At 71.4% G+C, this 25,435-nt stretch carries 24 protein-coding genes; 8 read left to right on the top strand and 16 right to left on the bottom strand.

The window, feature by feature from the left end:
* Nucleotides 1–30: 30 nt before the first annotated feature.
* The 4 genes from ACZ6S4_RS18440 to ACZ6S4_RS18455 form a co-directional block, all read right to left on the bottom strand.
* Complete coding sequence (locus ACZ6S4_RS18440; protein ID WP_465476112.1) at nt 31–831, bottom strand: LamG-like jellyroll fold domain-containing protein; 801 nt, start codon at nt 829–831, stop codon at nt 31–33.
* Between the two features lie 161 nt (nt 832–992).
* Nucleotides 993–2,501 carry an MFS transporter gene (locus ACZ6S4_RS18445; protein WP_465476113.1) on the bottom strand — a complete coding sequence of 503 codons (1,509 nt, stop codon included), beginning with the start codon at nt 2,499–2,501 and terminating at the stop codon, nt 993–995.
* Between the two features lie 130 nt (nt 2,502–2,631).
* Complete coding sequence (locus ACZ6S4_RS18450) at nt 2,632–3,957, bottom strand: NAD(P)/FAD-dependent oxidoreductase (protein WP_465476114.1); 1,326 nt, start codon at nt 3,955–3,957, stop codon at nt 2,632–2,634.
* A 37-nt stretch (nt 3,958–3,994) separates the two neighbouring features.
* The gene (locus ACZ6S4_RS18455; RefSeq protein WP_465476115.1) at nt 3,995–4,999 is read right to left on the bottom strand and encodes a DUF2867 domain-containing protein; all 1,005 of its coding nucleotides are present in this window, start codon (nt 4,997–4,999) and stop codon (nt 3,995–3,997) included.
* A gap of 37 nt (nt 5,000–5,036) precedes the next feature.
* Here ACZ6S4_RS18455 and ACZ6S4_RS18460 point away from each other — a divergent pair, with 37 nt between their 5' ends.
* Together ACZ6S4_RS18460 and ACZ6S4_RS18465 are read left to right on the top strand one after the other, a co-directional pair.
* The gene (locus ACZ6S4_RS18460; RefSeq protein WP_465476116.1) at nt 5,037–5,657 is read left to right on the top strand and encodes a TetR/AcrR family transcriptional regulator; all 621 of its coding nucleotides are present in this window, start codon (nt 5,037–5,039) and stop codon (nt 5,655–5,657) included.
* A 54-nt stretch (nt 5,658–5,711) separates the two neighbouring features.
* Nucleotides 5,712–7,514, top strand: a complete 1,803-nt coding sequence (locus ACZ6S4_RS18465) for a glycoside hydrolase family 15 protein (protein WP_465476117.1) — start codon at nt 5,712–5,714, stop codon at nt 7,512–7,514.
* Nucleotides 7,515–7,516: 2 nt separating this feature from the next.
* On the opposite strand, the gene ACZ6S4_RS18470 is transcribed toward ACZ6S4_RS18465, so the two are convergent.
* On the bottom strand, nt 7,517–8,467 hold the full coding sequence (locus tag ACZ6S4_RS18470; RefSeq protein ID WP_465476118.1) for a sporulation protein: 951 nt from the start codon (nt 8,465–8,467) through the stop codon (nt 7,517–7,519).
* 334 nt (nt 8,468–8,801) lie between these two features.
* Here ACZ6S4_RS18470 and ACZ6S4_RS18475 point away from each other — a divergent pair, with 334 nt between their 5' ends.
* From ACZ6S4_RS18475 to ACZ6S4_RS18485, 3 genes are read left to right on the top strand one after another with little or no spacing between them, the layout of a single operon-like run.
* Nucleotides 8,802–9,332 carry a SigE family RNA polymerase sigma factor gene (locus tag ACZ6S4_RS18475; RefSeq protein WP_360823356.1) on the top strand — a complete coding sequence of 177 codons (531 nt, stop codon included), beginning with the start codon at nt 8,802–8,804 and terminating at the stop codon, nt 9,330–9,332.
* A complete protein-coding gene (locus ACZ6S4_RS18480; protein ID WP_465476119.1) occupies nt 9,329–10,498 on the top strand; it encodes a TolB family protein in 1,170 nt (389 codons plus the stop codon). The genes ACZ6S4_RS18475 and ACZ6S4_RS18480 overlap by 4 nt, the downstream gene beginning before the upstream one ends.
* Before the next feature lie 42 nt (nt 10,499–10,540).
* Nucleotides 10,541–11,569, top strand: coding sequence for a lysylphosphatidylglycerol synthase transmembrane domain-containing protein (locus tag ACZ6S4_RS18485; RefSeq protein WP_465476120.1), 1,029 nt, complete (start codon nt 10,541–10,543; stop codon nt 11,567–11,569).
* Here ACZ6S4_RS18485 and ACZ6S4_RS18490 read toward each other — a convergent pair.
* The 4 genes from ACZ6S4_RS18490 to ACZ6S4_RS18505 are packed head-to-tail and all read right to left on the bottom strand — an operon-like array spanning nt 11,535 to nt 14,446.
* Nucleotides 11,535–12,254: a tetratricopeptide repeat protein gene (locus ACZ6S4_RS18490; RefSeq protein ID WP_465476121.1), complete on the bottom strand. Its 720-nt coding sequence runs from the start codon at nt 12,252–12,254 to the stop codon at nt 11,535–11,537. The genes ACZ6S4_RS18485 and ACZ6S4_RS18490 overlap by 35 nt on opposite strands.
* Before the next feature lie 45 nt (nt 12,255–12,299).
* A complete protein-coding gene (locus ACZ6S4_RS18495) occupies nt 12,300–12,887 on the bottom strand; it encodes a tetratricopeptide repeat protein (RefSeq protein ID WP_465476122.1) in 588 nt (195 codons plus the stop codon).
* Nucleotides 12,863–13,807, bottom strand: coding sequence for a cyclase family protein (locus ACZ6S4_RS18500; RefSeq protein ID WP_465476123.1), 945 nt, complete (start codon nt 13,805–13,807; stop codon nt 12,863–12,865). The genes ACZ6S4_RS18495 and ACZ6S4_RS18500 overlap by 25 nt, the downstream gene beginning before the upstream one ends.
* 51 nt (nt 13,808–13,858) lie before the next feature.
* Complete coding sequence (locus ACZ6S4_RS18505) at nt 13,859–14,446, bottom strand: TMEM165/GDT1 family protein (protein WP_465476124.1); 588 nt, start codon at nt 14,444–14,446, stop codon at nt 13,859–13,861.
* Between the two features lie 242 nt (nt 14,447–14,688).
* On the opposite strand from ACZ6S4_RS18505, the gene ACZ6S4_RS18510 reads away from it, so the two are divergent.
* A complete protein-coding gene (locus tag ACZ6S4_RS18510; protein WP_465476125.1) occupies nt 14,689–15,624 on the top strand; it encodes an NAD(+)/NADH kinase in 936 nt (311 codons plus the stop codon).
* Here ACZ6S4_RS18510 and ACZ6S4_RS18515 read toward each other — a convergent pair.
* Nucleotides 15,621–17,216, bottom strand: coding sequence for an alpha/beta hydrolase (locus tag ACZ6S4_RS18515; RefSeq protein ID WP_465476126.1), 1,596 nt, complete (start codon nt 17,214–17,216; stop codon nt 15,621–15,623). The two genes, ACZ6S4_RS18510 and ACZ6S4_RS18515, sit on opposite strands and share 4 nt — an antisense overlap.
* 97 nt (nt 17,217–17,313) lie before the next feature.
* Nucleotides 17,314–18,543, bottom strand: coding sequence for an MFS transporter (locus tag ACZ6S4_RS18520; protein WP_465476127.1), 1,230 nt, complete (start codon nt 18,541–18,543; stop codon nt 17,314–17,316).
* 81 nt (nt 18,544–18,624) lie between these two features.
* Here ACZ6S4_RS18520 and ACZ6S4_RS18525 point away from each other — a divergent pair, with 81 nt between their 5' ends.
* Both ACZ6S4_RS18525 and ACZ6S4_RS18530 read left to right on the top strand, forming a co-directional pair.
* A complete protein-coding gene (locus ACZ6S4_RS18525; RefSeq protein ID WP_465476128.1) occupies nt 18,625–19,215 on the top strand; it encodes a TetR/AcrR family transcriptional regulator in 591 nt (196 codons plus the stop codon).
* Between the two features lie 85 nt (nt 19,216–19,300).
* A complete protein-coding gene (locus ACZ6S4_RS18530; RefSeq protein ID WP_465476129.1) occupies nt 19,301–19,804 on the top strand; it encodes a hypothetical protein in 504 nt (167 codons plus the stop codon).
* Here ACZ6S4_RS18530 and ACZ6S4_RS18535 read toward each other — a convergent pair.
* The 5 genes from ACZ6S4_RS18535 to ACZ6S4_RS18555 form a co-directional block, all read right to left on the bottom strand.
* Complete coding sequence (locus ACZ6S4_RS18535; RefSeq protein WP_465476130.1) at nt 19,794–21,044, bottom strand: APC family permease; 1,251 nt, start codon at nt 21,042–21,044, stop codon at nt 19,794–19,796. The genes ACZ6S4_RS18530 and ACZ6S4_RS18535 overlap by 11 nt on opposite strands.
* 149 nt (nt 21,045–21,193) lie before the next feature.
* Entirely contained in the window at nt 21,194–22,183 is a 990-nt protein-coding gene (locus tag ACZ6S4_RS18540; protein WP_465476131.1) for a zinc-dependent alcohol dehydrogenase family protein, read from the bottom strand.
* Entirely contained in the window at nt 22,180–23,013 is an 834-nt protein-coding gene (locus ACZ6S4_RS18545; protein WP_433724220.1) for a carbohydrate ABC transporter permease, read from the bottom strand. The genes ACZ6S4_RS18540 and ACZ6S4_RS18545 overlap by 4 nt, the downstream gene beginning before the upstream one ends.
* Complete coding sequence (locus ACZ6S4_RS18550; protein ID WP_465476132.1) at nt 23,010–23,939, bottom strand: carbohydrate ABC transporter permease; 930 nt, start codon at nt 23,937–23,939, stop codon at nt 23,010–23,012. The genes ACZ6S4_RS18545 and ACZ6S4_RS18550 overlap by 4 nt, the downstream gene beginning before the upstream one ends.
* A gap of 54 nt (nt 23,940–23,993) precedes the next feature.
* A complete protein-coding gene (locus ACZ6S4_RS18555) occupies nt 23,994–25,355 on the bottom strand; it encodes an ABC transporter substrate-binding protein (protein WP_465476133.1) in 1,362 nt (453 codons plus the stop codon).
* Between the last annotated feature and the right edge of the window lie 80 nt (nt 25,356–25,435).

Raw genomic sequence — 25,435 nt, forward strand, 5'->3', positions numbered from 1 at the left:
GCCTGTCCTGCCGATCATGGCAGGACAGGCCTAACCGATCCGCACCCAGACGTCGTCCAGCGTGCCCTGGAACTGGTCGTTGTCGGAGTAGGCGCCCTTGCCGCCGATGCTCAGCGGGCGGTCGTTGGCCACCGACAGCCCGGCCGCGATCGTCCGGTTGCCCCGGACCGCACCGTCCACGAGCACGGTCAGAGCGGTTGCCGTACGCCGGCACTCCACCGTGTGCCAGGTGCCGTCGGCGACCGAGACCGTGCTGGTGACGAGCTTGATGCCGGGGCGGGCGCCGACCAGCACACAGCTCGCCCGGCCGGCCGCCCCGTCCACCTGCAACTTGTACTGGCTGCTGGTGGCCGAGTAGCCCTTCTGCACGACGTTCTGGCCCTTGCTGGTCTGACTGCGCGAGAGCAGCACCTTGGCGCCGTACGAGATGGGTCTGGTGCCCGGATTGAGGTTCGCCGCGCTGGGGCTCTGCAGCGCGGCGTGCGGGCACCGCTTCTTGCCGGTGCACTTGCCCGGGAAGCGCAGCGCGTGGCCCTGGCCGCGCCGGACCATGCTGACGGTGCCACCGTTGCCGGTGATCAACCTGAGCGTGTGGCCGTTGCCGGATTCGTCGGTGATCGAGGTGGCCCGGCCGCCGTCGAAGCCGTACCGCGCGACCAGGGTCCCCCCGGTGGCCGCCCTGTTCACCGTCGCGGCGTCCGCCGCGGTACGGGCCGCCGCCACCGTGGCGGAGGGCGTGCCGACCCGCTCATGGGCCGAGGCCGCGTCCGGCACGGAGCCGGCGAGCAGGCCGGCGAGAACCGCGGGGACGACAAGAGAACGAGATCGCATGTCCGAATTATTACTTGTGAACCATTTGGTAGGTCAGCCAACCGCCTACGACAGTCGGCCGATCATGGTGACTTTTCGGACTAATCACGGCCCGTAACCGCGAACCGCCCCGGCCGCGAACGGCCGGGGCGGGTCCTGGGCCTGATCAGGCCGGACAACTTTCAGCCGACGTGGACCGCGGTCTCGCCGGTCGGCAGGTCTTCCTTGCCCACCTTGATGAGGACCGCGGTGATGATGCCGGCGAGCAGGATCAGCCCGGCCGCCCAGGTGAAGGCGTCGGCGTAACCGTCCACCTGCGCCTCCAGCTGCACCCGCTGCGAGGGCGGCTGCCCGGCGGTGAGGTGGCTCGCGATGTACGCCGTGATGGCGCTGGTGGCGATCGTGTTCAGCAGGGCGGTGCCGAGCGAGCCGCCGACCTGCTGGGTGGCGTTCAGCGCCGCGCTGGCCGCACCGGCGTCGTGGTCGGGCACGCCGACCAGCGCCAGGCTGGACAGCGGCACGAACGTGAAGCCCAGGCCCAGGCCGAGCAGCAGCTGCGCCGGCATCAGGTGGGCCCAGAAGGACGTGTCCAGGTCGATGAAGCGCAGCGAGATCATCCCGGCCGCGGCGAGCACCGGGCCGATCAGCATCAGGATCTTCGGGCCGATCCGGGGCAGCAGGTTCGACGCCACGGTGGCCGAGATCAGCACGCCGACCGTGGTCGGCAGCGAAGCGAAGCCGGCCTCCAGCGGGGTGTAGCCGAGCACGTTCTGCAGGAAGAGCGTCAGGAACAGGAACGCGCCGAACAGGCCCGCGCCGACCAGCATCGAGGTCAGATAGGCGCCACCGCGGTTGCGGTCGAGCACGATGCGCAGCGGGAGCAGCGGGTTCCGGCTGGACCGCTCGATCACCACGAAGATCACCAGCAGCAGCAGACCGGCGCCGAGGAAGGCCCACGTGGTGCCGGAGTCCCAGCCCTTGTCCGGCTTGGCCGCCTGGGTGAAGCCGTAGACCAGCGAGGTCAGGCCCAGCGTGACGACGATCGCGCCGGGCACGTCGTACGAGGTGTCCCCGCCGGACCTGCTCTCCGGCACCAGCGGGATCGCCAGGAACAGAGCGAGCAGCGCGATCGGGATGTTGACGAGCAGGCACCAGCGCCAGCTCGCGTACTCGGTCAGCACACCGCCGAGCAGCAGGCCGACCGCCGAGCCACCGCCGGCGATGGCGCCGTAGACCGCGAAGGCCTTGGCCCGCTCCCGGGCCTCGGTGAACAGCACGGTGAGCAGCGCCAGCGAGGCCGGGGCGAGCAGCGCGCCGAAGGCACCCTGCAGGGCCCGCGCACCGAACAGCAGCGGTCCCGTGGTGGCCAGGCCGCCGATCGCGGACGCGACCGCGAAGCCGACGGCACCGACCATGAACGTGCGCTTGCGCCCCCAGTAGTCGGCGATCCGGCCACCGAGCAGCAGCAGCCCGCCGAAGGCCAGCGTGTACGCCGTGATGACCCACTGCTGGTCGGCCTCGGTGATGCCCAGGTCGAGCCGGGCGCTGGGCAGGGCGATGTTCACGATGGTGGCGTCGAGCACGACCATCAGCTGGGAGATGGCGATCACGCCGAGCGCGGCCCAGCGCCGGGGGTGCAACTGGGGAGCGTGCTCCGGCCGCACATCTGACGCTTCTGCGGCAGCGGACATCAGTCGGTCCTCTCGATACGCGGAGCCGGCCAGGACGCCGTCCCGGACCGGCCCGCCCACCGAAGACTACTGAGATCAACTCCCGTAACCGGCCGCTGAGCTGGGAAATGAGACGCGACTCGCACCCTGCTCAGGAGGGTTTCGGCTCCGCGGTGGCCCCCGTGTCCGGCATCGCCTGCGGGAACGCGCTGTCCAGCGGCACCGCCCCCGCCGCCACCAGTCCGAGCTGGACACCCTGCTTGGGGAGCACCGCGTCGAGCAGCCAGTCCGCGGCCACGCGCACCCTGTTACCCGGCATCGACAGCAGGTGGTAACCCCGGGTGACGACCTTGGCGGGGAAACCGGACAGCGGCACGCCGAGCGGGTTGGCCGCCGAGTCCAGCCCGCCGAGGTCCACCACGAAGCCGAGGTCATGGTGCTTGTACGCGCGCCGCCGGCCCCGCCCGTACGAGGCGGCGATGTTCTTCGCGACCGTGGCGCCCTGCCGGGTGGCGTGCTGGGCGGTCATCCCGGTGATCTCCCCCGGCCGGGTCAGGTCGGGCACCGCCGCGGCGTCCCCGCAGGCGTAGACCTCCGGATGCCCCGGCACGTTGAGGAACTCGTCGACCACCAGCCGGCCGTGCGCGGTCGGCAGGCCGATGTCGGCGACCAGCGGGTCCGGGCGTACGCCGACACACCAGATCAGCGAGCGGGTCGCGACGTTCGAGCCGTCGCTGAGCCGTACGCCGTTCTCGGTGGCCTCCTGGACCGAGCTCTTGAGCAGCACCTCGACGCCACGCTCACGCAGCACCCGGTCCGCGGCGGTGGCCAGGCGGGTGTCGAGGCTGGGCAGCACCCGTTCGGCCGTGTCGATCAACAGCCAGCGCGGCCGGCCCCGGAGGTTGTCGCGGTGCCTGGTCAGCGCCTCGGTGAACAGCACGCCCTGGGCCGCCACCTCCGTACCGGTGTAGCCGGCGCCGACCACGACGAAGGTGGACTGGGCCGCGCGCTCGGCCTCGTCCGTGCTGGTGTCGGCCATCTCGATCTGCCGGGTGATGTGGTCGCGCAGGTACAGCGCCTCCGGAATGCCACGGAAGCCGTGCGCGTACTCGGTGACGCCGGGCACCGGGAGCAGCTTGTTGACGCTGCCGGCGGCGATGACCAGCCGGTGGTAGCCGAGACTGCCCTTGCCACCCTCGGGGTCGGCGTAGGAGACCGTGCGAGCGTCGAAGTCGAAGCCGTCCACCTCGCCGAGGACGACCTTGACCCCGGGCAGGGTGGCGGCCAGCGAGACGGAGACCCGCCGCGGCTCCAGGATCCCGGCGGCCACCTCGGGCAGCAGCGGCAGGTAGAGGAAGTAGTCGGTGGGGTTGACGATGACGATCTCGGCGGCGCCGCGGGAAAGCTTGGACAGCGTGCGGGCGGCCTGGAAACCGGCGAAGCCGGCTCCCACGATGACGATCCTGGGTCGAGCCATGACGAGTCCTTCCGTGGGGACCGGTACCGGCTCCACGCTAGGGCCTGTCCTGGGCGAAAGCTGTGGACCGCCACGGGGCGACGGTGGTGCGACCGGCGTGGCGCAGCATCGCCCTGACCACCAGCGGGTGCACCAGCCGTACGACAGCGAGGTAGGCCCGGCCGGCGCGAGAGCGGGTCGCGGCCAGGGTGGCCACGGTGATCGTCGTGCCGTCGGTATCCGGCTCGACCAGAACTCCCGCCCGGAAGTTCAGGTGACCGGCGTCGGTGCCGAGCAGGATCTCGCGCTCGTTGCCGGTGATGGTGTCGAAGGCCGAGGCGTCGCCCTGCTCGATGCCGAGCGGGGCGACCAGCCGGTTGCGCAGGCGCAGCAGCGCGACCACGATCCGGGGCGGGTTGCGGAAGACCGCGTCCGCCCAGACCTGCGGGTCGGTGGTGGTGCCGGGTGGCACCCGCAGCGCGAAGGCGTCGGCCAGATCGGGACGGTCGACCGAGCCGTGCAGCAGGGTCGCGGCGGCCGGAACCGGCACGCCGCGGACCCGGGTGCTCTCCATGCTGACGGCGAGCCGGGCCCGCCACGGGTAGCGCACCGGGTGGACGACCGTGCCGGTCACGGCGCGTTCCGCGTTGTCCAGCAGGTGCTCGATGACGGTGTCGTGGCAGACCCGGACCAGAGCCGGCCAGAGCAGGCGCATGCGGCCGACCGGCCGGGCGCTCACTCGGTGCCGCAGCACGCATGCGTGCGGGCCGCGCTCCTCCACCTCCAAGGTGTGGGCGCCGATCAGGCCGGTCCGCGGGTGGAAGGTGAGCTCGACCCGCCGGCCCGGCTCATAGCCGGTGACGTGGTAGCGGATGGGACCGTGCCCACCGTCGGCGCCGACGGCGAGCGGCCGGTCGAACCGCACCGGGACCCAGGCCGGTACGGGCCAGAGCGGGTCGTCGGCAGCGCCGATCCGGTCCACCAGCCGACCCACCTCGGCTGCTCCGACCGGAAGTTCCCGTTCGTGGATGTTGTGCACCAGGGCCGCCATCGTCGCCTCCATACGGGACCGTATGTTTTCCGTACGCTACCGTACAGTGGTGACTGAGCGACGCGTCAAGGGCAGTGCCGGGAAGCGGACGGCACCCCGGCTGACGGCCGACGACTGGACCTCGGCGGCACTGGAAGCAATGGCCGGCGGTGGCCTCGCGGCGGTCGCGGTCGAGCCTCTCGCGGCCCGGCTCGGCGCCACCAAAGGCAGCTTCTACTGGCACTTCGCCAACCGGGACGCGTTGATCGAGGCGGCCGTGCTGCGGTGGGAGCGTGATCACACCGAGGCCGTCATCGGCCTCGTCGACGCCGAGCCCGACCCGCTGGCCCGGCTCCGGCTGCTCATCGGCCTCGTCCTGCACTCCACCGTGCGGCCGGAGGACGGTTCCATCGAGCTGGCGATGCTGGCCACGGCCGATCACCCGCACGTCGCCCCGGTGCTCGCCCGGGTCACCGAGCGGCGGGTGGCGTACACCGCGGGCCTGTTCGCCGCGCTCGGCTGGCCGGCCGCGGAGGCCCGGCACCGGGGACTGCTCGCGGTCACCGCGTACCTGGGTCACGCGCAGATGGCGCACGTCGCGTCCGGATCGCTGCCCACCGCCGAGGCGGACCGGCACCGCTACGTCGACCAGGTCATCCACCTGCTCACCGCCGGCCGCGTGATCGCCTGACCAACGGGCAGTCCCGCTGGGTAGAGAAGCCGTCACTTCGGGTATGGGCAGGGAATGGCCCTGCCGATCGAGGACTACGCGATCATCGCCGACACCCAGACTGCCGCGCTGGTCGGCCGCAACGGCTCGATCGACTGGCTGTGCGTGCCCCGGTTCGACTCCGGCGCCATCTTCGCCGCGCTGCTGGGCAGCGAGGAGAACGGGCACTGGACGATCGCCCCGGCCGGCGAGATCCGCTCGGTGCGGCGCCGCTACCGCAGCGAGACGCTGGTGCTGGAGACCGAGTTCGAGACCGACGAGGGTGTGGTCCGGCTCGTCGACTTCATGCCGCCGCGCGGTGAGGCACCGGATGTCATCCGCATCGTCGAGGGTGTCCGCGGGCAGGTGCCGATGACCATGCGGCTGCGGCTGCGCTTCGACTACGGGCACGTGGTGCCCTGGGTCTACCGGGAGCAGGGTGACCTGGTCGCGGTGGCCGGTCCGGACGCGGTCTGGTTGCGTACGCCGGTCGAGACCCACGGTGAGAACCTGGCCACCCGGGCCGACTTCACCGTGGCGGCCGGCGACCGTACCCCGTTCGTGCTGACCTGGCGGCCCTCGCACCTGCCGCCGCCCGAGCCGGTCGACCCGGTCGAGGAGCTCGGCGCCACCGAGGGCTACTGGCGCGGCTGGGTCTCCGCCTGCACCTACGAGGGCGAGTGGCGCGACGCGGTGGTCCGTTCCCTGCTCACGCTCAAGGCGCTGACCTACGCGCCGACCGGTGGCATCGTCGCCGCCGCGACCACCTCGCTGCCCGAGAAGCTCGGCGGCGTCCGCAACTGGGACTACCGCTTCTGCTGGCTGCGCGACGCGACCATCACCCTGCAGTCGCTGCTCTACTCCGGCTTCCAGAGCGAGGCCAAGGCCTGGCGCAAATGGCTGCTGCGGGCGATCGCGGGCGATCCGGCCGAGCTCCAGATCATGTACGGCGTGGCCGGCGAGCGCCGCCTCGACGAGTACCGCGCGGAATGGCTGACCGGCTACGACGGCAACCCGGTACGGATCGGCAACGCGGCCGCCGAGCAGTTCCAGCTCGACGTGTACGGCGAGGTCATGGACGCGCTGCACCAGGGCCGGCGGGCCGGGCTCAAGGCCGACGACCCGGCCTGGGGGCTCCAGGTCAAGCTGATGGACTTCGTACGGCAGCACTGGACCGAGCCGGACGAGGGCATCTGGGAGGTCCGCGGCGGCCCCAAGCAGTTCGTGCACTCCAAGCTGATGGCCTGGGTGGCCGCCGACCGCGCGGTGAAGGCGGTCGAGGAGTTCGACCTGGACGGTCCGGTGGCCGAGTGGAGCGAGCTGCGCGACGCCATCCGCGCCGACATCCTCCAGAAGGGATACGACCGCCAGCGCCGCACGTTCACCCAGTTCTACGGCTCCGAGGAGTTGGACGCCGCCCTGCTCATGGTTCCCCTGGTCGGTTTCCTGCCGCCGGACGACGAGCGGGTCGCCGGCACCGTCGCGGCGATCGAGGAGCACCTGCTCAAGGACGGCTTCGTGCAGCGCTACACCCAGCACCCGGACACCGATGTGGACGGCCTGCCGCCGGGCGAGGGCGCGTTCCTGGCCTGCACGTTCTGGCTCGCCGACAACTACGCGCTGATGGGCCGGCACGACGAGGCGCGCGAGGTCTTCGAGCGGTTGCTGGCGCTGCGCAACGACGTCGGGCTGCTCTCCGAGGAGTACGACACCGAGGCCGGGCGGCTGGTCGGCAACTTCCCGCAGGCGTTCAGCCACGTGCCGTTGATCGACACCGCGCGGACCCTCACGGACGCGGTCGCGGCCACCGAGGCCCGCGCCCGCGAGGGTCGCCGGTAGGACTACTCCTCGCCGCCGCCGTCGTCCTCGAAGACCTCTTCGATGACCTCGCCGGCCAGGTAGCCCGCGGCCATGCCACCCGCGACGCCGGCCACCATGCCGCCCATCCCGGAGCCGTGACCGCGGCCGTGGCCGCCGTGACCGTGGCCGCCGCCGTACGCGGGAACGCCGTAGCTCTGGTGCTGAGTGACGGCCTCGCGGACCCAGCCGTCGACGATCTGCACCCAGTCGGCGGTGTCCGCGTCGGTGTGCGGGACGGTGTAGCGGCCGTACGCGTCGTGCCCGCCGCTGAACATGCCGCCGCGCTTGTCGAACTCCAGCACCACCTCGACGGTGTGCGGGTTGGTCACGAAGGTGAGCTCGACCTCGTTGACGCCGTGCGCGTACTGGGCCGGCGGGTAGTACTCGATCTCCTGGTAGAACGGCAGGCTCTGCTGCACGCCGGCGATCCGGCCGTACTCCAGGTCGGCGTGCTTGAACTGGAAGCCGAGCCGGGCGAACGCGTCCAGGATGCGCTCCTGCAGCGGCAGCGGGTGCACGGCGATCGGGTCCAGGTCGCCCTTGTCGACGGCCCGGGCGATGGCCACCTCGGTGCGTACGCCCATCGTCATGCCGCGCAGGTGCTGGCCGTAGACGGCGGTGATCGGCGTCTCCCACGGCAGCACGAGCTGGAACGGCAGCGACAGCTCCTGCTTCTCGGCCAGGCGCAACGGCCCGCTCACCCCGAGGCGGTGGAACTCGCCGGTGGCGCCGTACTCGCCCTGGCCGCCCTCGACCTCGACCCGGGTGACCAGTCCCAGGGTGATGTGCTCGATCTCGACGTCATGGCTGCCACCGACCAGGTTGACCGTGCCGGTGAGCGTGCCGCCGGGACGCCCGGACGGCTCGGCCAGCACGGTGTCGACACTCGGCCCGCCCACACCGAAGGCACCCAGCATCTTCTTGAAGCCCACGAACACCCCTTAGCACCGACTGTCAGGTCGGGCAGAAGCTAACAAGTCAGGCTGAATGCTTGCTGAGAAGGCGATACCACCGGAACTCGCTGACCGTTCGTACGAGGACGAAATCAGCCGAACGTACTGTCACCCGTAGATCCACATCCGCGCGTCCTTTTTGGCGTACGCGCGTGAGCCGGTGCTGGTGGTAACGGGGGGCATCGGCTGGCGCGGCCACCGAGGCACAGCGCGGAGAAACCGGGTTCGGAGACGAGAAGTGAGCACTGACGCGGCGATTGACCGCCCGCTGTACGCTCACGACTCCTTCCGGACGCCGATCGGACAGCTGGGGATGGACGACGCTCGCGACTGTGCCTATGCGGATTTCGTTCGTGAGCGGTCCCATGCCCTGCTGCGCTCGGCCTTCCTGTTGACCGGCGACCAGCACCTCGCCGAGGACCTCGTGCAGGAGGCGCTGGCCCGCACCCACCGCGCCTGGTCCCGGCTGGAGAAGCCGAGCAACGCCGAGGCGTACGCCCGCAAGGTCATGTATCACGCCCAGGTCTCCCTCTGGCGGCGGCCGAAGGTCGCCGAGTCCCTGCCCGGCGACGACCTGGAACGCCACGGCGGCAGCACCGACGACCCCGCCGAAGCCGCCGTCCGCCGGGTCACCCTGCAACGGGCCCTGCTCTCGTTGAGCCCGAAACAGCGCGCGGTGATCGTGCTGCGCTACTTCGAGGACCACACCGAGGTCGAGGCGGCGCAGATGCTCGGCGTCTCGGTCAGCACGGTCAAGACCCAGTGCGGCCGCGCGCTGGACAAGCTCCGCACGCTGGTGCCCGATCTGCGGGTCCTGGCCGACGTGCACGAGGCCGGCCGATGACCGGGCCCGATCCGTTGCGCGACGAGCTGCGCGAGCTGGCCGACGCGGTCGCGCCCGCCGACCTGTACGAGCGTTCGCTGGCCCGCTCCCGCCGGCTGGGCCGCCGGGAGGCCGCAGTCGGCACGACGGCCGCGGTGGTCGCCCTGGCTTTGCTGGGCAGTGGCCTGTGGCAGCTGCCCCGCTCCGGTCCGGAGCAAGTGGCGCCGGTGGCCGGTCCGCCGCCCGTTCCCTCGGCCTCCGCCCCGGCCGCGACCGAGGACAGGAGCACCGCAGCGGGCAGTGAGGCGGCGGCACCCCCGCGCCAGAGCCGGTCCGACCGGCCGCGTCCGGCCGCCACCACGAGCAGCCCGCGCTCGACGTCCATCGCCGACCTGCCGGGCCACATCTTCTACGCGGACCGCGGCGACGAGGGCCGCCTGGTCCGGCTGACCCCGGGGGAGCAACTGGAGACGGTGCTCTCGAAGCCGTACGCGACGGTCGGCGTCTCTCCCGACGGAGCCCGGGTGGCGTACGTGGCCGACGGCAATCTCATGATGGTGGACACCGGCGGCGGCGAGCCGCAGCAGGCGTACGCGGGGACGACGTCGGCGACACAGGCCCCGGCATGGTCCCCGGACGGTGCCCAGCTGCTCATCGACGCCACCGAGCCGGCCGTGCTGGACGTGGCCACGGGCGCCCTGACCCCGCTGCCCAGCGGCCTCGACGGGAAAAACTTCCGCTGGTCCGGCGACGGCTCCACGCTGGTCTACGCCACCGCCGGCTGCGGGCTGAAGGTCGCGGAGACGAATGCGCAGTCCGGCACACCCGTGCCCGAGAGCGGCGACACAGCCGGCCGCGCCGCCTGCCGCCCGGTGAGTGTCGACGCCACCGGTGACCTCGTGACCGTGCACCTCGAGCAGAACACCGCGGATCCGGCCGGGACGACGGACTCGGCCGCGGCGCCCGCCGACGCGGTGCTGGACACGGTGACGGGCGACATCGTCGACCTGCCGGTCTCCGGCCGGATCATCGGCGCCGTCTTCGACCCGGACGGCAACCTGCTGGTCCGCACGTACCAGGACGGCAAGCGCAAGCTGTCCCTGTTCGCCCCGGACTTCACCCTGCTCCTGCGAGCCCGCGAACCGGCCTATCTCCGGAGCCTCTCGCTGGTGGCCTACACCCGCTGAACGCCCTGCCGGCCGGCGCGGATGGTGCGACGATGATCGGCGATGGCCGTTTCGCAGGAGACCGCACCGCCGGCCTGGTGGCGCCGCACACCGGCCGTCGTGGCCGTCATCGTGCTCATTCTCGGCACCGAACTGGTGATCGGGTGGTCGTCGCTGGCCGAGGCGGTGCACCAACTGCGTACCCCGGCCTGGAACTGGGTCGCCGGCGCGGTCGTGGCCGAGATCGCCTCGATGGGCACCTACGCCCGGATGCAACAGGCCTTGCTGCGCGGCGCCGGCACCAACGTCCCGGTACGCCGGCACGTGGCGCTGGCGTACGCGGCCCACTCCCTGAGCGCGACGCTGCCCGGCGGCCCGGTCTTCTCCACCGCCTTCAACTTCCGGACCCTGCGCCGCTACGGCGCCTCCTCCGCGGTCGCCTCCTGGTGCATCGCGCTCAGCGGGGTGCTGTCGGCGGGCGCCCTGGTCGTGATCGGTGCCGTCTTCGGCATCCTGACCCGCAGCACCGGCAGCTGGCGGACGTTGCTCTGCTACATGGGCGGCGCGCTGGCCGTCGCGTTCCTGGTGCGCCTCGTGGCTCAGCACCCGGAGTGGCTGATCGGCCCGGCCCGCCGGCTGCTCAGCGGCGTCAACAAGGTGCGCCGCCGGCCCGGTGACTCCGGGCACGCGCGGCTGGTGAGCTTCGTCGGCCAGTTGCGCTCGGTGCGGGTACGCCCGGCCGACCTCACCATCGCGGTGGTGCTGGCCGTGGCGAACTGGCTGCTGGACGCGCTGTGCCTGTGGATGTGCTGCATCGCGGTCGGCGCCACCGGCATCCATCCGGCGCAGCTGGTGATCGCGTACTGCGCCGGGATGGCCGCGGCCAGCGTGCCGATCGTGCCCGGCGGGCTCGGCGTGGTCGACGGCGCGCTGGTGCTGGGCCTGGTGGCGGGCGGGCTGACCAGCGCCTCCGCGGTGGCCGCGGTGGTGCTCTACCGGCTGATCAGCTTCGGCTTCATCATCGGTACGGGCTGGCTGGTCTGGCTGATCATGCGGGCTAGGGCAGGTACTCCTCGGGGCGTACCGGCGTAGCCGTCGCACCGCCGCGCTTGCCGAAGAGTTTCCATCCCCGCTTCTTCTTCTCCGGCGCCCGGACGTTCTCGCCGTTGAGCACCGCGAGCCGGTGCTGGGCGACCGGGTTCTCCGGCTCCAGCTTCAGCGAGATCAGGAACGCCTGGCGGGCCTGGTCGGCATGCCCGAGCGCGTCCAGCGTCACGCCGTGGGTGAAGTAGTAGTGCGCCTCGTCGGGGGCCAGCCCGATGGCCGTACGGGCGGCCTGCTCGGCGTCGGCGTACTGCCGGTCGGCGGCCAGTAGCGACCAGGCGACCCGGTCGTGCCACAGCGGGTTCTTCGGCTCGACGATGACGGCCCGGTAGGCCATCGTCACCGCCTCCTCGTGCCGGCCGAGCAGCGTGAGCGCGCGGCTCGCGATGGCCAGCGGCCGGGGATCCTCCGGAACCAGCGCGATCGCCCGGTTCGCCGCGTCCAGGGCCTTGTCCACCTCGTCCAGCACGAGCCGGATGCGGGCCAGCAGGATCCAGCCGGCGGCGGACTGCGGGTCGGCGGCCAGCACCGGCTCGAGATGCGCCGCCGCGGCGGCCGGGTCCACCCGCTCGAAGAGGGCAGCGGCCCGCGCGACCCCGATCTCCGTGGGCGTGCTCAGCCCGGGCGCGCCGGGCTGCTGCACCCGCGCCCGCGCCGCGTCCAGGTCGGTCATCGCCTTGCTCCGGAGTTAAAGCTCACACCGCCATCATCGGCACCGTCAAGGCTGTTCTGAGCGGTTTCCGGGAAACCCACCCAGCAGGAGCACCGCCGCCAGCACCAGGCAGGCCACCGCGGCCGCGGTCGCCTGACGCACCAGCAGCACGGTTCCGACCAGCACCATAACCAGCGCGGGGACCAGCATGGCGCGGTTGCCGGAACTGGCCCGGGCTTTTCGCGGGGCCGGAGCCTCCAGTCCGGCGAGCTGATGCTTCGCCGCCGCCTGCCGCGGGTCCAGCTCCAGCACCGCGAGCAGCGTGCGCCGCGCCTGATTGCGGCGGCCGAGCCCGGCCTGCGCGGCGGCGAGGGTGAGCAGCCGGTCCGGGCTGCCCGGCTCCAGCGCGGCGGCGGTCCGGACGGCCTCCTCGGCGTCCGCGAACCGCCCGGCGCCGAGCAGCGCGCGGGCCAGCCGGTCGTACCCGGCGGCCCGGCGGGGATCGGCGTGCACCGCCCGGCCGGCGAGACGTATCGCCTCGTCGTGCCGGCCGGCCGCGGTGAGATCTGCGCAGAGATTGTCGGGGGCGGTGTCGTCGTGCGCGCCGAGCGGGGCGTCCGGGTCGGGGGTCACCCGCCTGACGTCGGCAGCCACCCTCCGGACCTGAGGTGGTCGTGCGGTTCGATCGCCGGCACCGACGCGTACGCCCGGACCGGGAACGTGCCGAAGGCGGACACCCGGGGCGGCGCGGCCGTGAACCGTGCACCGGTCGGCGGCAGCTCCCCGAGCCCGGTGAGGTGCTCGACGATCGGGATGCCGGCGGCCAGCAGCAGCGTGTGCGCGGGCCGTTCGCCACTCGAGGTCATGGCGTCGATGTTCGCCGCGTCGATGCCGACCAGCGCCGCGCCGTGGTCGACCAGCCACTGCGCCCCGGCCTCACCGAGGTGGGGCGCGTCGACGACGTACTCCGGGGTGGCCCAGTGGGCGTCACCACCGGTGTGCAGGAGCACCGCCCGGCCCGCGACCTCCAGGCCCTCCAGCGCGTCGACGCCCACCGTGCGGACCCCGCTGCCGACGGTGCGCACGACGACCGCGGGCAGGTCGGCCAGCCGTTCCAGGGGCAGTCCGGCCAGGTCGGTGCCGTCCGGGTAGCGGTGGAACGGGCTGTCCAGGTAGGTGCCCGTGTTGCCGACCATGGTGATCAGGTCGATGGCGAACTCGGTGCCCGGCGCGTACACCTCGCGGGAGGCCTCGCGGGTCAGGTGCGGGGTGAACTCCGGGGCCGGCAGCCCGGGCAGGGTGACCAGGCCCTCGGCGATGACGTGACTGAGCTCGACCCAGCGCCGCCGGGCCGGGTCCGCCGGGGTGCCCAGGTGCGGCTCGGCAAAGACCCGGACGTTGCCCAGCTCGACCCGTTCCACGTCGCGCAGCCGGCACGCCGCCACGAACAGTGCGGCGATCTGCGCCTCAGTGGCGTCGGCGTGCGGCACGTCGACCTTGAAACTCTGCGCGTGCAGGCCGCCGCCGGTGCTGAACATAACGGTGGCGTCGAACTCGGCCCGGTACTGCAACACCGCGTCTCCTCCTGCCGGTTGGGCTCGATGAGGCTGGTTGAGCTCGATGAGCTAGGTGAGCTCGATCAGGGCTTCCACGAGCAGCCAGATGCCGAAGATAGCGAAGAGCGCCGCGGCGCCGTACTTGATGACCTTCTCCGGCAGGTGCCGGCCGAGCAGCCGGCCGACCAGGATGGCCAGCGCGTCGGCGGCGACCATGCCCAGCGTGGACCCGAGCCAGGTGCCGAACCAGCCGTGCTGGGTGGCCAGCGTGATGGTGGCGAGCATCGTCTTGTCGCCCAGCTCGGCCAGGAAGAACGCGCCGCCCACGGCCAGGATCGCCGAGCCGGTGGAGCGCTCGGCCTTGGTCTTCTCCTCGTCGGTGAGCTTGTCGCCGCGCAGCGTCCACGCGCCGAACGCGAGGAAGGCGATGCCCGCGACCAGGGAGATCCAGCCGGTCGGCAGGGTGGCGCCGAGGCCGTAGCCGATGCCGACGGAGACCGCGTGCACCACGGCGGTGGCCACGGTGATGCCGATCAGCACCGGCACGGGTTTGAAGCGGGTGGCGAACGTCAGCGCCATGAGCTGCGATTTGTCGCCCAGCTCGGCGACGAAGATGACCGCGAAGCTGAGCGCGGTGGCGACGAGGAACCCGTCCATGAGAACTCCCGGTGAGCAGCGGACCGGGGTTCGGGCGCAGGGCGACCTCGACCCGGCCGTCAGTGAAACGCGGCCAAGCCGAAGGTCTCGCTCGCCTCAGAGATCCCGAACCGCGGATCCGAGGCTGTGTGGCCGGGCTCTCGAACCGCAGAGCCAGTATGTCGACCACGACATTGGGAGCTACTCCCCTTCGCGCCCGGAAGCCTACCGGGCCGGGCAGTGGATCTGACTAGGGTTGGCCTGTGAGCCTGGAAACAGCGGTGGACACGGTCGGTCTGGTCCTGCACCCCACCAAGCCGGTCGCGGATTCGGTGGCCACGCTGGCGGCCTGGGCGCGTACCCACCGGGGCCGGGTGCTGGCCCGCTCGGCCGACGCCGGCCGAGTGCCCGCGGACGTCGAGATCGTTCCGGAGCAGGAGTTCCTCGATCGGGTCGGTGGCCTGGTGGCGCTGGGTGGCGACGGCACGATGCTGGGCGCGATGCGGCTGGTGGTCGACCGGCCGGTGCCCGTGCTCGGGGTCAACCACGGCAACCTGGGTTTCCTGGTCGAGGTGACACCCACGACGCTGGGTGAGGCGCTGGAGCAGTTGCACCGCGGGGACTTCACGGTCGAGTCGCACGGCTGCCTGGTGGCCGACGCCGGCCCGGTCGCCCTGACGACCCGGTACGGCTTCAACGACGTGGTGCTGGCCCGGCTCGGGCGCACCGGCGCGGTCTCGGTGGACCTGACGGTCAACGGCCGGCGGTACGGCTACTACCGGTGCGACGGCGTGGTCATCTCGACGCCGAACGGCTCGACGGCGTACAACTACGCGGCGGGCGGACCGGTGCTGTCCCCCTCGGCCGCCGCCGTCGTGATCACCCCGGTCGCGCCGATGGCCGGCATCGGGCGGTCGGTGGTGCTGGGCGCGGGTGACCGGGTGGCGCTGACCGTGGCCGCGGACAGCGCGCCGGTCGCGGTGGACGTCGACGGTACGGCGGCCGGCGAGCTCACCGGCGGCGACGTCCTGTCGGCCGGGCTGCGGGAGAAGGCCGCCGAGGTGGTCCGCCTGTCCCCCGACCGGCACCAGAACCGCAGCCAGGTCAAACTGAGTCTGCTGGACCTGCCGTTGCGCCGGGACCAGCTGCTGGAGCTGATCCCGGCCGAGCTGCGGCACAAGGTCGTGCCGGAGGACTAACGGATGAGCTTCTGCAGTTCCAGCCGGGTCTGCACAGCCGCGCTCTCGGTGCGCTCCGTCGTGGTCGCGGCCGGTGTCGGGTCCGGCGGCGCGATGGGCTTGCACTGCTTGTCCGACCGGTCCGCCTTGACCCGCCGGGGCAGGGCGCCCGTCGCGAGGTAGTCGGCGACCGCGTGGTCCACGCACCGGTTGCCGAAGAGTGAGCCCGCGTGGGTCGTGCCGCCGACACCCTCGATCAGCGCCGAGCGCGGGAAGCGCTTGCGGACTTCGAGGCTGCCCGAGAAAGGGGTGGCCGCGTCCAGGGTCTCGCTGATCAGCAGCAGCGGCGGGGCCTTGCTCCCGTCGACCGCGACGGGCTTGCCCGGCTCGCCGGCCCAGTCCCGGCAGGGCGCGTTGTACCAGGCGTTGCCCCAGGTCTCGAAGGGCGCGCGCCGGTGCACCCGCCAGTTGTCGGTCTGCCAGCGCTGCCAGGACGCCGGCCACCGCGCGTCGGTGCACTGCACCCCGAGGTAGATCGCGTAGCCGTTGTCGGAGCCGGGCTCCTGGGTGTTGTTGTCGTCGTAGAGCTTGCGCAGCGCCGCCGGGTCGTCGTCGTTGACCCAGCTCGCGAACGCCGACGCGACCGTCTCCCAGCCGAAGACGTAGTACCCGGCCTGGAGGAAGACGTCGGTCAGCTCGTCCGGGCCGAGGACCCCGCCGGCCGGCTTGCGGGCCAGCTCGGCCTGCTCGGCGTAGAAGAGCTTCTCGACCTTCTTGGCGGTCCGGCCGAGGTGGTAGACGTCGTCGTGGTCGGCCAGCCAGCGGAAGTAGATCTTGATGTTGCGGTCGAACGCGAGGTCCTGGTCGAGGTTGGCGTCGTACCAGACCCGGCCGGGGTTGACGTTGCCGTCGAGCACCATCCGGCGGACCCGGTCGGGGTGGCGGGTGGCGTACACCTGAGCGAGGTACGTGCCGTACGAGAAGCCGTAGAAGTTGATCTGCTCCGCGCCCAGCGCGACCCGCAGCCGTTCCAGGTCCCGCACACTGTCGGTGGTCCGCAGGTGGTTGAGCAGCGCACCGCCGTTCCTGGCGCAGGCCGCGGCGTATCCCTTGGCCCGGGCCAGCCAGGCCTTCTCGATCGCCCGGGTGCTGGGCACGTACGGCGGCCGGTTGTAGCCGGCGTACTTCGGGTCACAGGTCAGCGCCGGCTTGCTGGACCCGACGCCGCGCGGGTCGAAACCGATCCAGTCGTACGCGGCGCCGGCCTTGTCCGGGACCAGGTCGCCGAGCACCGGCAGCGGCAGTCCGGAGCCGCCGGGACCACCCGGGTTGACCAGCATGACGCCCTGGTAGTCGCGGTCCGGGACCGAGTGCTTGATCCGGGAGACGGCGAGCTGGATCTTCGGCCCGGCGGGCGCCGCGTGGTCCAGCGGGACGGCCAGGAAGCCGCACTCCGCCTTGCGGGTCTTGAGGGCGGCGTTCTCGCACTCGCCCCAGGTGATCGTGGGGTATCCGGGAGCGCCACGCGGCGGCTCCGCGTGCGCGCCGGACGCGACGACCGCGCCGCCCAGTGCCAGCGCGAACGTGGCGGCAGTCGCCAGAAGTCTTGTCATGCCCAGCCCTTCGTGTGGTTTCGCCCCATATGCTCCGGCGCGAACGACTGTTCAACAGCCGTCCACGCCGGGGGGTTACCACGAAAGAGCCGGTCGATCAGGCCCGCCGTACCCGCTGAGCAGCCAGCGCGGCCAGCCCGAGCGCGACCACGACCAGCCCGTAGACCACCGTGGTCAGGTGCAGGCCGGCCGAGGTGGCGGCGAGCCCGGCGATCACGGCCGGCAGGCTGAAGGCGACGTACGCGATGGTCAGCGCGACCGCGAACAGCTCGCCGCGCTCGTGCGGAGCGGCCAGCACCGCGAGGGTGCCGAAGCTCGCCAGCGCGGAGGCGCCGAAGCCGATCCCGGCCAGCGCCGTGCCGACCGCGCCGAACACCACGTCGCCGGTCTGCACGCCGACCAGGGTCACCGCGGTGCCCACGGTGAGCAGAGCTCCGGCGATGGTGAGCACCCGCGGCGTCGGCCAGGCCCGCAGCGCGAACGCGGTCACCGCGCCGGTGCCGCAGAGCAGGGTCACGACCAGACCGCCGATCAGGTGGTTGGCGAGCCCGAAGACGCCGACCGCGACGGACGGGCCCAGTGAGAGGTAGAGACCGCCCAGCGCCCAGCTCGCCACGATGATCGGCACGAGAGCGAACACCGCGCCGCGCAGCCGGGCCGGCACGCCGAGCCGGGGGATCAGGGACGCGACGCCGCCGGGACGCCGGCCCGAGGTCTCCGGCATCACCAGCACGACCAGGGCGGCGACGGCCATCCCGGCCAGCAGCAGGGCGTAGACGAAGTGGGTGGGACCGGGAGCGAACTGCACCAGCGCGCCGGTGCCGAGGGAGCCGATCGCCAGGCCGGCCGGCGGCACGACGCTGTTGACCAACCCGGCCCGGCCGGGCGCGTGCGGCGGGTTGAGGTCGACCAGGGCGGCGCCGAGAGTGGTGAGCGCGGCACCGGTCGCGATGCCCTGCAGGAAGCGGGCGGCGAGCAGCACAGGGACGTCACCGGCGGCGAGGAAGAGAACGAGGGCGACGATCTCCAGGCCGATCGCGGCGGCGAGCACCGGCCGGCGGCCGACATGGTCGGAGAGCGCGCCGAGGACCAGCAGGGCGCCGATCAGGCCGACGACGTAGACGGCGAAGACGACGGTCAGCGTGACCGCCGAGAAGCCCCACAGCTGCTGGTAGACCACGTAGAGCGGCGAGGGCGCGCTGGACGCGGCCGTGAACGTCACGAAGATCGCCGCGATCGCGGCGAAGGCCACCGGACGGGACAGGCGTTTGCGGCGGACGGCCGGATCACCGGTACGGGCGGTCGCGCGGTTCGCGGTGGTGGTCATGGCACTTCCTCGCCTTCTGGACAGACAGGTCTGTCTGATGCCCTCCGAGACTAGACAGATCTGTCTGCTATCGTCAATCTCATGTCCGCTGCGTCACCCCCGAGCTCCATCGCTCCCAAGCCGTCCGCCCGCGACCGGCTGCTCGCCGCCGCCGACGAGCTCTTCTACGCGCAAGGCGTGCACACGGTCGGCATCGACCGGGTCATCGAGCACGCCGGCGTCGCCAAGGCCACGCTGTACAGCGCGTTCGGCAGCAAGGACGGGCTCATCCGGGCGTACCTGGAGGGCCGGCACCGGCGCCGCCGGGAACGCATCCTGACCGCACTGGAACGATTCGACACGCCGCGCGACCGCCTGCTGGGCGTCTTCGACGTCCTGGCCGAGCTGGCCGCCTCGCCGTCGTTCCGCGGGTGCGCCTTCTACAACGCCAGCGCGGAGTCGCCGCCGGACGGCGTGGTCCAGCAGGTGTGCGACGAGAACCGCGCCTGGACCCGGGGACTGTTCACCGACCTGGCGCGCGAGGCCGGCGCGCGGGATCCCGAGGCGCTGGCCGCGCAGCTGGTCGTCCTCTACGACGGCACGTCGGTCGGCGCCCGGATGGACCGCTCGGCCGCGGCGGCCACCACGGCCCGCGCGGTTGCGGCCGCTCTGCTGGACGCGGCCACCGCCTGACAGCCACCCGTACGCGCGGGCCCGAATGCACGGTGCACTATGACCGGAATGTAACGATGCGGTGATGGACTGGCTCCATCCCCTCATGGGGACCACCACCGTGGACGGCCGGGCACCACAGGCGTACATGGTCGCGTTGCAGCACGTCGTGATGACTCTCGACGGCGACCCGGCCTGGCAACGCTGGTGGGACGCGGCGGGCGTACCGGAGTGCGAGCTCGGGATCGTCGCCGAGGGCCCGCTCGACCACCTGCGTCCCAGCGCCGACATCTACAAGGTCAGCGGCAAGCTGCGGGCCAACTTCACGTGTGCCGCGCCGGCGCCCGGCAGCCGGCGCCCGGCGGAGCTGTTCCCACTGGCGGTGCATGAGGTGACCGGAATGTTCGAGGTGATCCGGGAGGCGATGGGCCTGGGCGCCCTGCCACCGGTGCCGCCACTGCCTGACCTGCCCGAGCACGCCCGCGAGCTGGAGGTCACCTGCAAGGCCGTGGTGCCGGAGACCGGCGAGGTGGACGCGCAGGGGTATCTGACCCTCACCCAGATCCGGGAGTTCTTCGGCGACGAGGATCCGCAGTCCGTCAGCCGGTGAGCTCCTCGCTGTTCACCCGTTCCGGGCGGTGCGCGCCGGGGATCCGCTGCCGGGGCAGTGCGGGCAGCGGCGGGGTCACCACCACGGCGGCGCCGCCCAGGCCGATGCCGGCGTAACGCACCGGGTCGGTCCGGCGCAGCGCGAGGCCGTACCCGATGCCGAGCAGGACCGTGCCGCCACCCACGGCCTGGAGCGTCGGCTGGTCGGCCACCGCGAGACCACCGAGCACACCAAGTCCGATCGTGGCCAACCCCGGGGCGAGCAAGCGGCGCCCGAGCCCCTCGCCGTCCGGGTTGCGGTTGAGGAACAGCAGCGCCGCCAGTGCGGTCAGCGCCAGCAGCACCAGGATGCCCGCGGCGCCCGCGCGCTCCGGCCACCGGTCGATCCCGGACCCCCCGTACGCGTATCCCCCGATCACCGCTCCCGCCACCGCTGTCGGCACCGCTGACGCCGGGGCACGACGGCCCAGCGCCGCGGGCAGCACCCGCTCCCGGCCCAGCGCGATCAGGTGGCGGGCGATCACCTCATGCAGCGCGATCATCCCCGCGAGCAGCCCGGTGACCAGCACGACCCGGCCCAGAGTGACGGCCCAGGGCCCGAATGTCCGCGCCACTGCCCCCTCCGGCGCGGTGCCGCCGATCGCCCAGCTCGCCGCCGCGAACAGCAGTGCGAGAAGCATGACGCAGACGGGCATCACCCGGCGCGGCTGCCGGGCCTGCCCGGCGTGGACGGCCGTGGTCTCGAAACCGGCGAAGGTCAGTGCCGCGGCGACCAGCAGCCCACCCAGCACCGGGCGCGGCACGTCCGCGAGGGACGCCGGCGACAGAGCTGCCAGTTCCGGTGCGTTCGCTGCGCCGTAACCCACGAGCACCACGATCTCGGCCAGCACCAGCGCCCCGATCAGCCAGGAGACGAGCCGGAAAGGGAGCACTCCGCAGACCGCGACGACCGCCCAGCACGACAGGGCGACGACCCACCACGCCACCGCGATCCCGAACCAGCTCGCCAGCAGGGGCGCGGCTGCCGCACCGACCGCCGCATAGAGCGTGAGCTGCATGGCCTGGTACGACAGCAGAGCCAGCCCGGCCGCACCGAGGCCGAGCGGGCGGCCGAGACCCCGGGCGATGAGGCCGTACAGCGGGCCAGGGTGCGGCATCCGCCCGGCCATCGCGGCCCAGCCGGTGGCGAAGACGAGCAGCAGCAGTCCCACCCCGAGAAAGACCAAGGGGTGGATCGGCACGTCTGCAGCGAGCGGCACCGTGACGGCAACGGCAAGCGCAACGGCGGCCGGTGGACGAAGCGGGGGCACCGCTTCATTCAGGCCCGCACCGGCCGCCGTTGACAACCACTAGTGATCAAGCACTAACCAAAAGTGACAAGATTGGCACATCACGGCTCGATCAGGATCTTCCGTCCCACCCCGGCCCGGAACTGGTCGAGCGCCTGCGCATAACTGTCCAGCGGGAACCGGTGACTGACGAAGATCTCCGGCGCCAGCACGCCGGCCGCCATCAGCTCCCCGGCCCGGTCGAAACTGTGCAGCACCGCCATCGAGCCGGTGATGGTGATCTCGCGCCGGTAGATCTCGTACGGCTCGATCTCCACCCGGGCGTCGTAGCCGGACACCCCGAACTGCAGGAACGTGCCGCCCCGGCCGACCCGGGCCAGCCCGTCGCGGATCGCCGGCGCCGCACCGGTGCAGTCGATCACGACGTCCCAGCCGCGCGGCGCGTCGAGCTCGTCGGCGCTGGTCACGGCCGCGCTGCAGCCGAGCCGCTTGGCCGTCTCCAAGCGCTCCGGATTGAGATCCACCATGGACACCGTCGCCGCGCCGGCCCGCTTGGCCAGCTCCAGCATCATCAGCCCCATCGTGCCGGAGCCGTAGATCAGGAACGTGTCGGCCATCCGGCGGGGCAGCACGTCGAAGCCGCGGACCGCGCAGGACAGCGGCTCGATCAGCGCGGCGTCGCGGGCGGCCAGGTGCGGCGGCAGCTTGAACAGGTTGGCCATCGGGGCGGCCACGAACTCGGCCGCACCACCGCTGCGGGTCACCCCGATCGCGTTCCAGTTCTCACACTGGTTGCCCCGCGCCCGCTTGCAGTAGTAGCAGTAACCGCAGTACAGGGACGGGTCGACCGCGACCTGGTCGCCGACCGCGTACCCGGTGACCTCCGTGCCGACCTCCACGATCTCGCCGGCGAACTCGTGACCCGGCACGATCGGGAAGGCCGGCGCGAACTCGCCGTCCATGATGTGCAGGTCGGTGCCGCAGATGCCGACCGCGGCCGGGCGGACCACCACGTCGTACGGGCCCGGGGTGGGATCCGGCACGGTCTGCACCGCGATCGTGCCGGGGGTGACGACGACGGCTGCCTTCACTTGACCGCTCCCATCGAGAGTCCACGGACCAGCTTGTTCTGCGCGACCCAGCCGGCCAGCAGCACCGGCAGCGAGAGCAGGACGGCGGCGGCGGACAGGTCGGCCAGGAACGGGCCCCGGCCGGAGATGAAACCGAGCAGGAAGATCGGCGCCGTGCTGGCGTTCGTGTCGGTCAGGTTCACCGCCAGGAAGAACTCGTTCCAGGTGAAGATGAAGCAGATCAGCGCGGTGGCGGCCAGGCCGGGCGACACCATCGGCAGGATGATCCGCCGGATCGAGGTGATCAGGCCCGCGCCGTCGACCTCGCCGGCCTCCAGCACCTCACGCGGCACCTCCAGCAGGAACGACCGCATCATCCAGATCGCCAGCGGCAGGTTCATCGAGGTGTAGAGGATGACCATCGTCCAGATGTTGTCCTTCATGCCGATCTTCACCGTCAGCAGGTACACCGGCAGCACGGCGGCGACCACCGGCATCATCTTGGTGGAGATGAAGAAGAACAACGCGTCGCTCCACTTGGCCACCGGGCGCAGGGACAACGCGTACGCCGCCGGGGTCGCCAGCATCACCACGATCAGCGTGGAGAACACGCTGGCCATCAGCGAGTTCAGCAGGAACGGCGTGATGTTGCTGTCGAACACGTTGGAGAAGTGCTCGAAGGTCGGCGTGAAGAACCAGACGGGCGGGTTGGTGGTGACGTCCTTGGACTGCTTGAGGCTGGTCAGCAGCATCCAGATGACCGGGAAGACGAAGATGATCCCGGCGATCCAGGCCACCACGCCCCAGGCCGCGTTCTGGACCCGGCGCCCACCGGCGGTAGCGGTGCTCATCGGCCCTCCTCCACCTTGAACAGACCCGAGATGACCCGCAGCGCGAACGTCGCCACGATGATCGTCAGGATGACCACGACGACGCCGGCCGCGGAGGCCTCGCCGTACTCGAACTTGCTGAAGATGGTCTGGTAGATCTCGTACGGCAGGTTGGTGGTCGCCGTGCCGGGACCGCCCTGGGTGATCGTGTAGATCGCGTCGAAAGTGTTCACCAGATAGATCGAGCCCAGCAGCGCGCCCAGTTCCAGGTACTGGCGCAGGTGCGGCAGGGTCATCCGGGTGAAGATGCGCCAGGCGTTGGCGCCGTCCATCCGGGCCGCCTCCAGCACGTCGTTGCTCTGCGACTGCAGGCCGGCCAGCAGGATCAGCATCATGAACGGCGTCCACTGCCACACCAGCGTGGTGATGATGGCGGTCTTGGGATACGACGTCGCCCAGGCGGTGCTGCCCCCGAAGATGCCGTTGATCAGGCCGTAGTCCGGGTTGTAGATGCCGTGCTTCCACAGCAGCGCGGCGGCCACCGGCATGATCAGGAACGGGGTGATCAGCATGGTCCGCACGATGGACCGGCCGAAGAACTTGCGGTCCAGCAGGATGGCCAGGGCCAGTCCCAGGATCATCGAGAAGATCACCGCACCGGCGGTCAGCACCACCGTGTTGAGCAGCGCGGACCGCAGCCGGTTGTCGGTGAGGACGGTCACGTAGTTGTCGATGCCGACGAACTTCTTCGAACCCGGGCGGAGCGCGTTCCAGCTGAGCGTGGAGAAGTAGATGGTGACCAGGAACGGCACCTGGGTCACGACGATGGCGAAGATCAGTGCGGGCAGCAGGGGCGCCCGCCGTACCCAGCGCTCCTTGGCGCCCCCGCGGGAAACGGGCGGCGGGGCCTCGGTCTGCGCGTCCGCCCGGGTGATGACGTCGGTCATTGCTAACCTTCCGGTCGGTGCGGGGGTGCCGTCAGGACGGCACCCCCGCGGGCACTACTTGTAGTTCTTCGCCACTTCTTCGGCGAGTTTCTGTCCGTCGTTCAGTGCCGCGTCGACCGTCTTGCTCCCGGCCAGGGAGGCGCTGAGCTCCTGCGAGAGCTTGGTGCCGAGGTCCGCGAACTCCGGGATGCCGACGAACTGCACACCCAGTGCGGGCCGGGGCTGCAGGCCCGGGTTGGTCGGGTTGGCGTTCTCGATGGAACCGAGCGTGATGTCCGCGAAGGCCTTGGCCGACTCCTTGTACTCCGGGATCGAGTACGTCGAGGTGCGCTTGCCGGACGGCACCCGGGACCAGCCGAGCTTCTCGCCGACCAGCTTCTCGTAGTCCTTGCTGGTCGCCCACGAGATGAACTTCCAGGCGTTGTCGGCCTTCTTGGTGGTCTTGGGCATCGCGAACGCCCAGGTCCACAGCCAGCCGGAGTACTCGGTCTTGTTGACCGGGGCGTACGCGTAACCGACCTTGCCGGCCACCTTGGACGAGTTCGGGTCCTCGAGCGTGCCGGCCGCGGACGTGGCGTCGTACCACATGGCCGCCTTGCCCTGACCGAACGTGTTCAGGCACTCGGTGAAACCGGCCTGCGGGGCACCGGGCTCGCCGTGCTGCTTGACCAGGTTGACGTAGAAGTTGGCGGCTTCCTTGAACTCGGGTGCGTTGACCTTCGGCGTCCAGTCCTTCTCGAACCAGGTGCCGCCGTAGGTGTTGACGACCGTGGTCAGCGGGGCGAACATCTCACCCCAGCCGGGCAGGCCGCGCAGGCAGATGCCGGCCACGCCCTTGCCCTTGTCGTCCAGCTTCGCGGCGAAGTCGGCGACCTGGGCCCAGGTCGGCTTCTCCGGCATCTTGAGGCCCTTGGCCTCGAACATGTCCTTGTTGTACATGAGGAACGACGACTCGCCGTAGAACGGCGCCGCGTACATCTTGCCGTCGTCGCCGGTCAGCGACTGCACCATCGGCTTGATCAGGTCGGCCTGGTCGTACGCCGAGTCGGCCGCCGCCTGCGTGGAGACCTCGTGCAGCCAGCCGTTCTTGGCCCAGATCGGCACCTCGTACGCGCCGACCGTCACGGCGTCGTACTGCCCGCCCTGGTTGGCGACGTCCTGGGTGACCTTGTCGCGCAGTTCGTTCTCGGGAAGGATCGTGAACTTCACCGTGACGCCGGACTGCTTGGTGAAGTTGTCGGCGGTCAGCTTCTGGATGTCCTCCATCTGCGGGTTGCCGACCATGAGCACGGTGATGGTGTTGTCGGCGGTGTCGCCCCCGCCGGTGGAGCCGGCGCCGGAACACCCGGAGAGCACGAGGGCGCCCGCGGTCGCCCCCGCGATCAGCAGAGAGAGCTTCTTACCTGGTTTCTGCACAGCAGATCCTCCGTTTGCAGAATGCGCGAACCGTGCCGGCGATCGAAAAATGGCCGGCAGCAAAGAGCGAAAATGTTTTC

The organism is Actinoplanes sp. NPDC051405, from assembly GCF_055586185.1.

What these genes read in the sequence shown, in the direction of transcription:
- ACZ6S4_RS18490 (WP_465476121.1), bottom strand. Translation starts at nt 12,254, where the DNA reads ATGACCGACCTGGACGCGGCGCGGGCGCGGGTGCAGCAGCCCGGCGCG.
- ACZ6S4_RS18475 (WP_360823356.1), top strand. Translation starts at nt 8,802, where the DNA reads ATGGACGACGCTCGCGACTGTGCCTATGCGGATTTCGTTCGTGAGCGG.
- ACZ6S4_RS18530 (WP_465476129.1), top strand. Translation starts at nt 19,301, where the DNA reads ATGGGGACCACCACCGTGGACGGCCGGGCACCACAGGCGTACATGGTC.
- ACZ6S4_RS18515 (WP_465476126.1), bottom strand. Translation starts at nt 17,216, where the DNA reads ATGACAAGACTTCTGGCGACTGCCGCCACGTTCGCGCTGGCACTGGGC.
- ACZ6S4_RS18450 (WP_465476114.1), bottom strand. Translation starts at nt 3,957, where the DNA reads ATGGCTCGACCCAGGATCGTCATCGTGGGAGCCGGCTTCGCCGGTTTC.
- ACZ6S4_RS18550 (WP_465476132.1), bottom strand. Translation starts at nt 23,939, where the DNA reads ATGACCGACGTCATCACCCGGGCGGACGCGCAGACCGAGGCCCCGCCG.
- ACZ6S4_RS18545 (WP_433724220.1), bottom strand. Translation starts at nt 23,013, where the DNA reads ATGAGCACCGCTACCGCCGGTGGGCGCCGGGTCCAGAACGCGGCCTGG.
- ACZ6S4_RS18480 (WP_465476119.1), top strand. Translation starts at nt 9,329, where the DNA reads ATGACCGGGCCCGATCCGTTGCGCGACGAGCTGCGCGAGCTGGCCGAC.
- ACZ6S4_RS18485 (WP_465476120.1), top strand. Translation starts at nt 10,541, where the DNA reads ATGGCCGTTTCGCAGGAGACCGCACCGCCGGCCTGGTGGCGCCGCACA.
- ACZ6S4_RS18505 (WP_465476124.1), bottom strand. Translation starts at nt 14,446, where the DNA reads ATGGACGGGTTCCTCGTCGCCACCGCGCTCAGCTTCGCGGTCATCTTC.
- ACZ6S4_RS18445 (WP_465476113.1), bottom strand. Translation starts at nt 2,501, where the DNA reads ATGTCCGCTGCCGCAGAAGCGTCAGATGTGCGGCCGGAGCACGCTCCC.
- ACZ6S4_RS18455 (WP_465476115.1), bottom strand. Translation starts at nt 4,999, where the DNA reads ATGGAGGCGACGATGGCGGCCCTGGTGCACAACATCCACGAACGGGAA.
- ACZ6S4_RS18440 (WP_465476112.1), bottom strand. Translation starts at nt 831, where the DNA reads ATGCGATCTCGTTCTCTTGTCGTCCCCGCGGTTCTCGCCGGCCTGCTC.
- ACZ6S4_RS18525 (WP_465476128.1), top strand. Translation starts at nt 18,625, where the DNA reads ATGTCCGCTGCGTCACCCCCGAGCTCCATCGCTCCCAAGCCGTCCGCC.
- ACZ6S4_RS18465 (WP_465476117.1), top strand. Translation starts at nt 5,712, where the DNA reads ATGGCCCTGCCGATCGAGGACTACGCGATCATCGCCGACACCCAGACT.
- ACZ6S4_RS18520 (WP_465476127.1), bottom strand. Translation starts at nt 18,543, where the DNA reads ATGACCACCACCGCGAACCGCGCGACCGCCCGTACCGGTGATCCGGCC.